The organism is Aestuariispira ectoiniformans (assembly GCF_025136295.1).
Lineage (GTDB): Bacteria > Pseudomonadota > Alphaproteobacteria > UBA8366 > Aestuariispiraceae > Aestuariispira_A > Aestuariispira_A ectoiniformans.
In genome coordinates this window covers 1,563,850-1,576,607 of record NZ_CP062788.1, presented here as the reverse complement: position 1 = coordinate 1,576,607, position 12,758 = coordinate 1,563,850, and the positions used below count along the sequence as shown (strand labels likewise).

Genomic DNA, 12,758 nt, shown 5'->3' with positions numbered 1-12,758 from the left:
ACCAAGCGAAGAAAAGCCCCGGAGTACCTGCTCCGGGGCTTTTTTCAGTTTGCGGTCAACAGGCAAAAGCCTTACAAAACCGCCCAGGAATACTTGAGAGTTGACTTTGTAATACCGGACAGGTTCGTCATGGCACTTCCCAAAATCATTGCACACCGCGGCGCAAGCGGTTACGCGCCGGAAAACACCCTGGCGGCTTTTGCCAAAGCGGCCCAGTTGGGTGCGAAATGTGTTGAATTCGACTGCACGCTCACAGCCGACAAGGAAGTGGTCATCCATCACGACGACAGCATGGCGCGCACCGCCGGTGTCGAACGCCTTGTCAGCGAAACACCGCTTTTTGCAATCAAGGCACTGGAAGTCGGCAAATGGTTCGGCGCGGAGTTCGACGGCGAGAAGCTTCCGACCTTCCAGGAAACCATTTCCCTGCTGGCGGCCTTGGGCGTCGGCGCCAATGTCGAGGTCAAACCGGCCAAGGGCCAGGATGTGGAGACCGGCAAACTGGTTGCAGAGCAGATTCTGAAACATTGGCCCAAGATCCTGCCGCCGCCGGTTGTGTCCAGCTTCTCCGAAGAAGCCCTGCAGGCATCAATCGCGGTTATTCCGGAAGTGGAACACGCCTTGTTGTTCGAAGACGTTCCCGATGACTGGCAGGACCGTCTGGGCGCATTGAAGGCAACCGCAGTCCACTGTGACCAGGAGAACCTGACGCATCGCCAGTGCACGGCCTTCACCAACGCCGGATATCCCGTGCGCGTCTTCACGGTAAACGATCCCGAACGTGCCGCCGAACTGTTCGAATGGGGCGTTGAATCCGTTTTCACGGACTATCCCGACCGTTTCAAATAAGGCGGCAATACAGCCACTTGCCCGCCGGGCCGACTGATTTTTCTTGCGCGAAAACAGATCGCGTATGAAGCTGGCGGGCATGCAACTTATGACACAGGCAGCCCGCTGTTTCCTCGCCATTGCCGAGGCAGGGTCGATCCGCAAGGCCGCGGGCCGGCTCAACCTGTCGGCGTCTTCCGTCAATCGCCATCTCAAACAGTTGGAATGGCATTTGAACACGCCCTTGTTCGACCGCGTCCCGACGGGGATGCGGCTGACAGATGCAGGCAAGCTGCTCGTCGCGGAGTTGCAGACCGCAGAACAACGATTTGCCCGGCTCGCAAACGACATCGACAGCCTCAAGGGCCTGAAACAGGGCCATATTTCCATCGGTGTCGTGGAATGCTTTGGCCGGGAATTTCTGCCGGAAATCCTGACAGAGCTTCGGCGTGATTTTCCCGGGCTTTCGATCGACGTTCACATTGAACGCAATTCAGTCCTGACGGAAAAGCTGTTGGCAGGAACGATCGATCTGGCATTGGGTTTTGACCTGCCGGAATTCCCCGAGTTCCGGACCATCGCCGACTATCACATTCCTGTCGGTCTGGTATTTTCACCCAGTCATGCCCTTGCCACCGCCGACCGGCTCCCGCCGCTGTCCGACTGCCTCAAGCAGGACCTGCTGTTGCCGGAAAAAAGCTTCGGCCTGTTTCAGACATTGGAACATGTCGCGGCTACCGCTGGAATCCGCTTACACCCGGCCATTGTCGCCAACTCCATCGAAAGCCTGAAGACACTCGCGCGAAACGGCACAGGTATCACCTTTCTTACTGCCCTGGACGTCTACGACGAGGTGACACGGAATCTCCTGTGCTTTCACCCGATCGAGAGTAACATCCAGTTGACGGAGCATCTGAGGCTTTGCGTCAATGCCCACCGCGATCACAGTCATGTGGAAGAAATACTGGCCCCCCGCATTGGCCGTGACCTCAGGCGCGTTGAACAACGCCTGTTCGATTTTCTGCAACAGCCTGTACAAATGTAAGCAATATTCCGCAACACATTCCGCCGCTATATTGAATTCCGTCGAAAGATGAGGATTTTAAGTATGACGCAGGCACTCTGGATCAAAAACCCGCTGGCAATACTGGCGGACAATGCGGAAGGCGGCATCGTCGTGAAGGACGACCGCATTGTGGAAACAGTCCGCCGCGGAAAACAACCGGTCTATTCCGGCGGCATGGACGTAGTGGATGCCAGCGAGCATGTGGTTTTGCCCGGCCTTATCAACACTCATCATCATTTTTACCAGACGCTGACACGGGCCTGCCCGCCTGCCCTGAACAAGGAACTGTTCCCCTGGCTGAAGGCGCTCTACCCGATCTGGGCCGGGTTGACGCCGGAACATATGGCACTGGCGAGCCGCGTTGCCATGGCGGAACTATTGCTGTCAGGCTGTACCTCGGCGAGTGACCATCACTATCTGTTCCCGGCCAGCCTCACCAACGGCATTGATATTCAGGTAGAGGAGGCTGCCAGGCTGGGCCTGCGCGTGACCCTCACCCGTGGTTCCATGAGCCTGGGCGAAGAGGATGGTGGCCTGCCACCGCAATCAACCGTGCAGGATGATGACACGATCCTGACCGACAGCCTCCGCCTGATTGACCGCTATCACGACGCACGCGAAGGCGCGATGGTGCAGATCGCACTCGCCCCCTGCTCTCCCTTTTCCGTCACACCGGACCTCATGCGCGCCTCGGCGGACCTTGCGCGTTCCAAGGGTGTTCGCCTGCATACCCATCTTTCGGAAACAGAAGACGAGAATGAATTCTGCCAGCAGGTCTTTGGCATGCGGCCGGTGGATTATCTGGAAAGCGTCGACTGGATGGCAGGAGATGTCTGGCTGGCCCATGGTATCTATTTCACCGAACAGGAAATCGCGCGGCTGGGCCGTGCGGGGGTTGGCATCTGCCATTGTCCCTCGTCGAATATGGTGCTTGCCTCCGGCATTGCAGCAACATTGGACCTGGAAGCCGCCGGTGCGCCGGTCGGACTGGGCGTGGATGGTTCCGCCTCCAACGATGGCTCAAATCTGATACAGGAAATACGTCAGGCATTGATGATTGGACGGCTGAAATATGGTGCATCCAGAGTAACCCACTGGGACGCGCTACGCTGGGCGACCAAAGGCTCTGCCCGCTGCCTGGGCCGGGACGATATCGGGACAATCCAGGCTGGCAAACAGGCGGACCTGGCGATGTTCAAACTGGACGAGTTACGCTTTTCCGGGGCGGGCGACCCGCTGGCAGCCCTGCTTCTTTGCGGGGCACATCGCGCAGACCGCGTTATGGTTGGCGGCCAATGGCGGGTCATCGACGGCGAGATTCCGGGACTGGACCTGACAGAGCTTCAACAGCAACATTCTAAGAAAGCCGCTGACCTGATTAAGGAGGTCTGAGGGACCACAGACCACACCACCGGCCAAAGACTAAGCGGCTCTATAGCCCGGCGTGGTCCTTGGCCCCGCCGGCCAGGCCGCAGTTCAGACCGAACCAAATCGATTCACTCATCGTTCCCTTGCCGCGTTTTTCCTCGAGCAGCTTGTCGCAACGTTTCCCCACGTCGGCCAGATGCTCCTCATAGTCGTCGCTCCACAAGGCAATCGTGAGTTGCCCTTCGTAGTCGGCAAACCGCCAGACCGTTTCGATCTGGTTCGTCGCCAGCACCTGGAAATGCAAATCGCCCTGATTCCAGGTCAGCAACCGACCACCATTGGCACCGCTCACCTTGTCGGGCTCCCCAAGATATTTGGTCAGCCAGGCCTGTGGTGTCGTACTGACGATCATTGCCTTGTAGTATTCGACATAATGGACCTGCCCCAGTGTGCCATCATCCATGATGCCTAAGTGAACCTTGCCACCGTTACGCCTTTCTTTCTTGAGCAGGGGAAATATCGGCTTTGTCGCAACAAAATCATTATTGATGCTCAGGCCGCCTTTGTATTCGAACTTCCAGTCGCGTTCCAAGGTTGAAACAGCCTGCTGTTCAGGCATTTCCAAGGCGAGACCACCGATGCTTAGTTCATCCAGATCCTCACCACGGATCAGTTGGGCAAGCCTCTGCCCCAGATCAATCGGGCGTTTTGCCTCTGCCTGCGCTTGCGCCCGGGCCTCTGCCTCCTGGCGGCTAAGTTCGGCACGAATTTCCCGTTGGCGCTGTGCTACCTCCTCGCGGAAGGCTGCGGCCTCGTCCATGCCGATCTTATCAAGGACCGGTGCCTGGGACAGTTGCTGAAGGCTTTGCAATCCGCCGGGTGTCGCAGGCGCTTCGGCAACCGCCTTGCGTGCATCAGCCAACTCCTTCTCGATCGCCGCACTTGCGGCGATCACATCCCCCTTACCGGCCTCAAGGCGGGCAATCAGAGCATCGCGGTCCTCGTCAGTCAGGTAATCGCAATAGCTTTGCAAATTCTTCACGTCACCGGCCACATAGGCAAGTTTCGGATCAACGGCGAGAGCCTCGCTCGGGTCCTCTCCCCGCAGCGCGGTCTGGGCGGCATCAACAAGTTTGGGCAACTCCGGCGAGGCCGGGTGATCCAGGATTTTGTCCACCGTCTTCGCCGCACGGTTGCGGAAGCGATCAACCCTCGTCATCGCACTGGCGCCTTTACTGACCCCTCTTGCCGCCTGATGAAACTGGTTAAAGGCTGTTTTGTCCTTTTTTCCGGCTTCGTTACGGCAGTCTATCATCTTCTTGTAAACGGAGGAGAACTGGTCATGTGTCCAGCGTTCCGCCGGCAGGCCGAACAGCGGTGTGGTAAGGTCAGGGCGAAGCAGAGAGGCTACCTCGACCCGGGGCGTCACCTGCACCATCTCGCCACGTTTGTAACTTGCAACCCAAGGTTGCATAGCATCGCAGCCGGGTAACGTGAACGCATCGGGCGTCGCCGCCGAGACGGGTATGGGGGCTGGCAAATTGTCACTCTGCTTCGCTTCTTCAGCAACCGCTGGCGCCGGTGTCGGCTTGCTGACAACTTCCGTTTTTGGCGTCTGCCGCAGGCTTGTCAGCAGGGCAGAACTGGGCTGACCGTCAACCGCCAGTCCCTTGTCTCTTTGGTAGGCGGCAATCGCTTTTCGCGTTCCCGGACCATACAGTCCGTCAGGCTTACCGGCATTATAGCCATGATTGTTAAGTTCGGTCTGTATGTCCCTGACCAATTGCCTGTCGTTTACGGGGGGTGGAGGCTGGTTCGCAGGGGTGGGCTGGCTGTCCTCAACCGGCTGCGCTTGCTCATCTGCTTTCTGTTTGTCACCGTTGATAACCGAGTCCACGGTGTCTTCTATGATTTTACCGGTGGCCTGCTCAGCCTGGTTGACCACATTATCAAAAAACCCGGCATAGGCGGTGCTTAAAGCAAACAACAGTGCGATTACCGTGAGACAAACTCGCATATTGGCCTCCCTCATCATCAACCAATATTGCCCGAATTCCCCCAAAATCAGCGTTCAATATCGACGCCGATGATATCAGAAAATACTACTTTACGGAACGATGGGGTGCAATTTGCTCCGGGGGCTTCGGACCACCCTCACTGCCCCTGTGACAATCCTGTCTTTCCGCACTTCCAGATGCGGCACAAAATTGTCACAATTGATTTCTTGGTGTCACAGTAAAATCACGGTATTATAGTATGCCTTAACTTTGCCCCATTTCGCCTTGGGGTAGCCATAAAGCATGACATTTTCAGCCGCAATTGAACTCGATAGTCCAAGTCATCGGAAGGACGGGCCAAGACGGTAACCGCCCTCCAATGCCAGGGTTACTTTTATTGAGATTTAGGAGAGTGTCATGAAGACCTTCAACATCGCCGCTGTTGCTGCAATCGTTCTGTCCGCTGCATCTGCTTATGCTGCTGACGTTTCCTTCGAAGTTGTCGACGCCAACGCCGACAGCCTGGTTTCCTTCGAAGAACTGAGCGCGGTTAACACCGACGTTACCGAAGAAGCATTCATCGCAGCAGACGCTGACAAAGACGGTCAGCTGAACGCTGAAGAATTCAAAGCTCTGATGTCGTAATACAGCTCCCTCACACGCACCTTATTACGACATGCAGCAGAAACCCCGCATCACCCCGATGCGGGGTTTCATTTTTCCCTGAAGCTGACTTAAAGCTGCCAGGGCAGCGAGAAAGTCTTCACATTGGTGTAGGACTTCATCGCCTCGATCACACCTTCCTTGTAGCCCAGGCCGGAATCCTTGATCCCGCCAAAGGGCGACATTTCAATGCGATAGCCTGGAACCTCCCAGACGTTCACCGTACCGGTCACCAGTTCGGCAATAAAACGCTGGATATATTTCATATTGTCGGTGCACACACCGGACGACAGGCCAAAGGCGGTTGAATTCGCCACTTCGATGATGTGGTCAATGTCACGGCAGCGGACGATCGGGATCGCCGGGCCGAAGGTTTCCTCACGCACCAGTTCGCAATCAAAAGGAACATGATCCACCACTGTCGGCGGGAACAGCGCACCTTCGCGGTTGTTACCGTGCAACAGCTTTGCGCCCACCTTGACGGCATCATTCACACGACGCTCAAACATCTTGGCGGAAGGTTCGTCGATTACGGTTCCCACATCGGTGTTCGGGTCCATCGGATCGCCAGCCGTCAACTTCTTCGCCTTTTCCACGACAAGGGCGGAAAATTCGTCGGCGACACTATCGACCACAAGGATACGCTTGACCGCCGTACAACGCTGACCGGAATTCTTGGTCGCACCGGCTACGGCCAGTTCGGCGGCCTTGTCCAGATCGGCATCTTCCATGACGATCAGCGGCGCGTTGCCACCCAGCTCCAGGACCGTCCGGCGGTAGCCTGCACGCTCTGCAATATATTTACCGACCGGCACGCCACCGGTGAAGGTCACCAGTTCGATATTCGGGTTGGTGATAAACTCATCGCCCAGATCTTCCGGCAAGCCGGTGACTACGGATAGCATCTCATGCGGCAGACCAGCCTCATAAAGCACATCCGCCAGCAACAGCGCCGTCAGCGGCGTCTTTTCAGTCGGCTTGCAGACGATGCAGTTGTTGGTTGCCACCGCGGGCGCGATCTTGTGGCTAATCATATTCAGCGGATGATTGAACGGTGTGATGGCCGAAATCGCCTTCAAGGGTTCACGCTGGGTGAAAATCTTGCGCTTCTTGCCCTGGGGCGTGATATCGCAAGAGAAAATCTCCCCATCATCATGGATGCACATCTGCGCCGTGAGCGTATAGACGTCATAGGCGCGCCCCACTTCGTAGAGTGAATCCTTCTTGCACAGCCCCGATTCCAGGGTGATCAGATCGGAAATCTCGTCCTTGCGGCTTTCCAGGATTTCAGCCACCCGGAACAAAATCTGCTGACGTTCATAGCGGCTCAGCGTGGATTTGTAATTGGCGGCAATCTCGAAGGCCTCACGCGCGTGTTCCGCGGTGCCGCGCGGCACAGTGCCGATCACTTCATTGGTGTAGGGATAATGGACTTCGATGCGACCTTCGGTGTCGACCTTCTTACCCGCAATCCGCATGGTTTCGTGGCGAATATGCCCGACCATCGTTTCTCTCCTGATCCTTAGATTTTTGTATGATTAAGCCCGACAAAGAAGGCGTCGAAATTACGCAATGCGGCATCATCCGGCAGGTCCGTCACCTTGTTGGACATCAGCGGCACATTCTGTTCGGAAATCCCGCCGTGGGAGCGCAGAGGCTCCTTCAACTGGCTCAGGTCATGGCGGTCCGCACTGGTGCCCAACACCTTATTCTGATTGGACACCACCACGATGTCGCCGACACGATCCTGTGGCAGTTGGAACCGGCTGCAGGCGTCCTCGCGGGTCAGCGCCACTTCGATTCCATCCATGGCACGGATACGGTCCAGAACCTCATCCCGGCTCAGGTCCTCCGGCAGATAGGCCGTGACATAGGAACCAAGCGCACCATGATGAACCACATAGGGGTCTGTGATCGGGCAGATCACGCGCGTGCGGTTCTTGCCATACCATTCATCCAGCACATCCTGCAGGAAGATCACATCCGGCTGACCATCGGCCTTATGTTTGGCATTCATGCCATGGTCGGCCGTGATGATGATGGTGCAGCCCATGGCATCGAGCTGGCCCAGATATTTATCCATCATAATATAGAAGGCATTGGCGACCGGCGTGCCCGGTGCGTGCTTGTGCTGGATATAATCCGTGGTGGACAGATACATGAGGTCCGGACGGTCCCGTTCCATGATTTTCACACCGGCGGCAAAGACAAACTCGGACAGTTCCGCGGAATAGACCGACGGCACATCCATGCCGACCAGGGCATTGACCCCTTCGATACCATGTTCGTCCAGGGTGCACTGGTCCGATTTCTCAGACGAAAAGCTGCAGGCCTCTGCCTTTTTCATCGTCAGGCCATTGCCCAGAAGACGGCGCAATTTATCCTTGGCGGTAATCACCGCTACCTTGGCACCGGCATCCTGAAAGGCCTTGAAGATGGTAGGCACCCGCAGCAGCGACGGGTCATTCATCATGATCTCGGAATCGCTTTCCGTGTCATAGAAGAAGTTACCGCAGATGCCATGCACTTCCGGCGGGCGGCCCGTGACGATGGACAGGTTGTTGGGGTTCGTGAAGCTGGGAACCACACATTTGGCCAAACGGTTTGTGCCGCCTTCGATTACCTTGGCAAAGAAAGGCGCATCGCCCGTCTTCACCGCTTCTTCGATATACCCCGGCTCGGAACCGTCAACGCAGACTACGACAACCGGATTTTCCGGTTTTGCATATTGGCGACCATTCACTTCAATCATCATGTCACCCTTTCTTATTCTGCGGCCCGTGCGGGTGCACAGTTGGACACGCCCATTTCACGGAGCACCTCACGCACGGCATCCACCGCGCCTTGCATATGGCTTTCATGCAGACGACCGATGCAGCCGATGCGGAAGCTGTCCGCGACGGTCAGTTTGCCCGGATAGATCAGATAGCCACGTTCGGCGAGCATGTTGTAGAAAGTCTCGAAGTGGAAATTCGCATCAGCCGGTTTGTGGAAGGTAATAATGATCGGTGCCTGCAGATCGTCAGGCAGCAGGGTCTCGAAGCCCAGGTCACGCATTCCCTCAACCAGCACACGGCAGTTGTTGGCATAACGTCCGCCACGGCCTTCCACGCCACCTTCAGCGAAAAATTCCTTGATGGCCTGGTCCAGGGACACGATCACATGGATCGGCGGGGTAAAGCGCCACTGCTTGTTGGCCTCCATGGATTTCCACTGGTCAAACAGGTCCAGGGTCAACGCGTTGGCATTGCCCTCGGTCTCTGCCAGGGCACTCAGGCGGCAGACAACAAACCCCATGCCCGGGATCCCCTCCAGGCATTTGTTGGAGGATGCCGCCAAAGCATCATAATGAACGGACTTGGCATCGATCGGCAGCGCGCCAAAGGCACTCATGCTATCGACCAGCAGGCGACGGCCCTTGGCCTGAACCATATCCGCGATTGCCTTGATCGGGTTCAAAATGCCGCTGGTGGTTTCACAATGCACTGCAAAGACATGGGTGATTTCCTTGTCTTCGTCCAGCAAGCGCCCGATTTCCTCGACCGACGGCGGGGTATCTTCCGGCGTTTCGTAGGTGACATAGGCACGTGCATGATAATCGCAAATTTTTCCTGCGCGTTTGCCGTATGCCCCATTCACCAGAATCAGGACCTTGCCGTCACGCGGAACAAAGCTGGTAATCATCGCCTCAACAGAGAAAGTGCCGCTGCCCTGCATGGGCACGCATGTATGCGTACGCTCGCCACCGGCCACTTTAACGACACCGTCGCGGACGGCCTGGTTAATGTCGATAAAGGCCTGATCGCGAGAGCCCCAGTCATGAACCATCACCTCCTTCACAGCCTTGGACGTGGTCAAAGGTCCGGGCGTCAAGAGAAGGGGATCACCTGTTTCGCTGGCTGCGGGACGTACCGTCATAATGTTTCTCCATAAAGGCGGTAGAATTTTACGTTATAAAAGCTATGTTCTCTCGACAATCATAAGTCAAATTGATATTCGTTATATGATAAATAGCTTACACCTATATTAAACCGGACAGGGAAATCGCTATGAACTACAGCCAGTTACGCGCCTTTCACAGGGTCGCAAAAGAAGGCAGTTTCACGCGTGCGGCGCGCGCCCTGCGCGTTTCCCAACCGACCCTGTCCGCCCAGGTGAAGGAACTGGAAGAAGCCTACGGCGTGCGCCTGTTCGACCGGCGCGGCCGCGGGGTCGTCCCGACACAGCTCGGCCATTCCCTGCTGGCAATCACCAACCGCCTGTTCAGCATGGAAGAAGAGGCCGAGGCCCTGCTGGCCGGGGCGCGTGACCTTACCCGCGGACATTTGTCCGTCGGGACCGACAGCCCCCATCATGTGATGTCGATCCTGGCCGCCATCAAACAGGAACATCCGGGGTTGCGTCTGTCGCTTAGCATGGGCAACGCCGATACCGTCCTGAGAGACCTCCTGGAATACCGGACCGATGTCGCCGTCCTTGCCAATGTGGGTGAAGACCCCCGCCTGCACAGCCAGCCCTTTCGCAAGGAACGCCTTGTCGTCTTTGTTCCGAGAGGGCATCCCCTGGTCGAACGACGCCGCATCAGCCTGTCCAACCTGAACGGGCAAGAGCTGGTCCTGCGGGAACGGGGGTCCGTGACCCGTGAAATCTTTGAAAATGCCATTGAGGAATCAGGGGTTCGACCGGGCGGCATTCTGGAAATCCAAAGCCGGGAAGCCTGCCGCGAGGCAGTTGCCGCAGGTCTTGGTATTGGTGTGGTCTTTGAAAGTGAATTCGGCAGCGATCCGGACCTCGTCCCCCTGCCTATCCGTGACAAGGAACTTATCGTCGGCGAATTTGTCGTCTGCCTGAAGGACCGAAAACGCCTGGCCAATATCCGCGCGTTCCTACGGATTGCAGAACGGCTTGCCAGCTAGATGATTTTGCAGGATCTTCGCCGTCATGACGCATGAAGCAAACAGCCCTACCAATCAGAACAGCAACCACCGCAATCAGAAACTGATGCGCTGGGCAACCTATGCCTCGGTCACGACAGCCGTCATCCTGATTTTGATAAAAACATGGGCCTGGTATGTCACCTCTTCCGTGGCGCTGATGTCCAGCCTGATTGACTCTCTGATGGACTGTTTTGCCTCACTGGTCACCCTGACAACCGTGGCCCACGCCCTGACCCCGGCGGACAAGGAACATCGTTTCGGTCATGGCAAGGCGGAATCCCTTGGCGCGCTGGCCCAATCCGCCTTCATTGCCGCATCCGCGATCCTGTTGATGATTGAGGCCAGCAACCGGTTCTATTCACCCAAACCGGTGACAAGCTCGGATGTCGGGACGGCAGTGATGATTGCATCCATCATCATCACGCTATGCCTGTTGGGTTTTCAGCAGATGGTCCTGAAACGTACGGATTCCGTCGCGATCAAGGCGGATGCCTTGCATTACCTCGGGGACCTGCTTCCCAATATCGGCGTCATCGCGACATTGTGGCTGGCCGGACCGATGGGATGGACCTATCTGGACCCGGCCTTTGCGCTGGCGGTGTCCGTCTATCTACTGTTCAACGCCTGGCGGATCGTCCGGGAGGCGCTGAGGGTCCTGATGGATCACGAACTCCCCGATACGGATCGTGAGGCCATATTCCAACGGGCGATGAGCCAATCGCAGGTAATCGCCGTGCGAGACTTGCGAACCCGTCAGGCCGGAACGACCGTCTTCATCCAGATGGACCTGGAATTATCCCCGGAACTGAGCCTGCAGGTCGCTCACGATATTGCCGATTGCGTTACCAAGGACATACAGGCCGCCTACCCGATGGCGGAAGTAATGGTTCATCAGTTCCCGAAGGGAGCACATGACTAGGCCGTTGCCACGGGCGATTGCGCGGCCTCATCCCAACGCCAGGCCGGTGATTTACCCGTCAGGTGGACACCACCAAACCAGCGGTCGATACCGTTGCGGGCTGTCCAGTCGGCCTCCCCGGCCAGCAAATCTTCCCCGAAGGGTGTGAGTTCAACAGCATCCGTCCACCCCTCAATCCACGTTATTGCTGGCGCGTCGGCGGCGCTCAGATGCTTGAGGATCGCCCAGAACATCACATCCCCCATAAAGGGCTGCGGTTCGTGAATCGACTGTGTATCGCGGAACACATACCCCGCCTTTTCCACACCACCGGCAATCACACGAAGGCAATGCCTCTCCGACAGGCTCAGCCCGTCGCCGGTCCAGGGATAGTCCTGAAAGAAGCGTTTGGCTGCCGCTGTCAGGAAAGGAAAAGTCTCCGGCGCGGCCTGTGAAAGCTGCCAGAACATCATGGGATCGCTGTCACTATAGGCCCGCCAGGCCTTTGCCCCAAAATCCAGCATATCTGCAGTGACGGGCTTTTCCTGGCCCTTCAGCGTGGCAATCTGTTCCGGTGACAACTGACCGAATCCGACAAAGCGCTCTTCTCCGGGGAAGTTGTTGATCGTCTGGATGAACAGGCGGTCGTGTAACCCAGGCCGCCCCTGTAACTCGGCGCAAAGCCTCATCAGGATCGCCTGATCGAAAATGTCATGTTCAAACCAGAGGATCACCCGATCGTAACCGTCCAATGCATCCAGCCGCCGGGTCTGCTCCCGCAACAGGGCGATGGTTTCGTCGTAGTCATAGCCCCAGTCATCGGCAATAAATCGCGCGCGGGCATCGAAATAACGGTCGTCCGCGACGGGACCGGTGACCGGCCCTTGGCAGACAGGATCCGTCCATTCCAGGAAATCCCCGTCATACCCGGCCAACGGCAAGGCCCTCTCCAAGTCACTACCACAGCGAATGTGAATGGTTGATGTCATCTTCCCCGCCTT

At 57.0% G+C, this 12,758-nt stretch carries 11 protein-coding genes; 6 read left to right on the top strand and 5 right to left on the bottom strand.

All coding sequences use genetic code 11. The features are described 5' to 3' along the window. Positions 1-129 precede the first annotated feature (129 nt). The 3 genes from IF205_RS07570 (at position 130) to IF205_RS07560 (ending at position 3,286) form a co-directional block, all read left to right on the top strand. Positions 130-849 (top strand): glycerophosphodiester phosphodiesterase family protein, encoded by a 720-nt coding sequence (locus tag IF205_RS07570; RefSeq protein WP_259782682.1) that lies wholly within the window; start codon positions 130-132, stop codon positions 847-849. 88 nt (positions 850-937) lie between these two features. Then, entirely contained in the window at positions 938-1,873 is a 936-nt protein-coding gene (locus tag IF205_RS07565) for a LysR family transcriptional regulator (RefSeq protein ID WP_259782681.1), read from the top strand. Between the two features lie 63 nt (positions 1,874-1,936). Next, the gene (locus IF205_RS07560; RefSeq protein WP_259782680.1) at positions 1,937-3,286 is read left to right on the top strand and encodes an 8-oxoguanine deaminase; all 1,350 of its coding nucleotides are present in this window, start codon (positions 1,937-1,939) and stop codon (positions 3,284-3,286) included. A 40-nt stretch (positions 3,287-3,326) separates the two neighbouring features. On the opposite strand, the gene IF205_RS07555 is transcribed toward IF205_RS07560, so the two are convergent. Further along, positions 3,327-5,279 (bottom strand): peptidoglycan-binding domain-containing protein, encoded by a 1,953-nt coding sequence (locus IF205_RS07555; protein ID WP_259782679.1) that lies wholly within the window; start codon positions 5,277-5,279, stop codon positions 3,327-3,329. 397 nt (positions 5,280-5,676) lie between these two features. On the opposite strand from IF205_RS07555, the gene IF205_RS07550 reads away from it, so the two are divergent. Further along, a complete protein-coding gene (locus IF205_RS07550; protein ID WP_259782678.1) occupies positions 5,677-5,904 on the top strand; it encodes an EF-hand domain-containing protein in 228 nt (75 codons plus the stop codon). An 89-nt stretch (positions 5,905-5,993) separates the two neighbouring features. Here IF205_RS07550 and phnY read toward each other — a convergent pair whose 3' ends face one another. The 3 genes from phnY to IF205_RS07535 are packed head-to-tail and all read right to left on the bottom strand — an operon-like array spanning position 5,994 to position 9,840. After that, positions 5,994-7,427: a phosphonoacetaldehyde dehydrogenase gene (gene phnY, locus IF205_RS07545; RefSeq protein WP_259782677.1), complete on the bottom strand. Its 1,434-nt coding sequence runs from the start codon at positions 7,425-7,427 to the stop codon at positions 5,994-5,996. 17 nt (positions 7,428-7,444) lie between these two features. Continuing rightward, the gene (gene phnA / locus IF205_RS07540) at positions 7,445-8,677 is read right to left on the bottom strand and encodes a phosphonoacetate hydrolase (RefSeq protein ID WP_259782676.1); all 1,233 of its coding nucleotides are present in this window, start codon (positions 8,675-8,677) and stop codon (positions 7,445-7,447) included. Between the two features lie 11 nt (positions 8,678-8,688). Beyond that, the gene (locus tag IF205_RS07535) at positions 8,689-9,840 is read right to left on the bottom strand and encodes a 2-aminoethylphosphonate--pyruvate transaminase (protein WP_259782675.1); all 1,152 of its coding nucleotides are present in this window, start codon (positions 9,838-9,840) and stop codon (positions 8,689-8,691) included. Between the two features lie 131 nt (positions 9,841-9,971). Between IF205_RS07535 and IF205_RS07530 the strand changes: the two genes are divergently transcribed. Both IF205_RS07530 and IF205_RS07525 read left to right on the top strand, forming a co-directional pair. After that, positions 9,972-10,838, top strand: a complete 867-nt coding sequence (locus tag IF205_RS07530) for a LysR substrate-binding domain-containing protein (protein WP_259782674.1) — start codon at positions 9,972-9,974, stop codon at positions 10,836-10,838. A gap of 25 nt (positions 10,839-10,863) precedes the next feature. Beyond that, entirely contained in the window at positions 10,864-11,778 is a 915-nt protein-coding gene (locus IF205_RS07525; protein ID WP_259782673.1) for a cation diffusion facilitator family transporter, read from the top strand. Here IF205_RS07525 and IF205_RS07520 read toward each other — a convergent pair. Beyond that, a complete protein-coding gene (locus IF205_RS07520) occupies positions 11,775-12,746 on the bottom strand; it encodes a DUF1835 domain-containing protein (RefSeq protein ID WP_259782672.1) in 972 nt (323 codons plus the stop codon). The two genes, IF205_RS07525 and IF205_RS07520, sit on opposite strands and share 4 nt — an antisense overlap. Positions 12,747-12,758 lie beyond the last annotated feature (12 nt).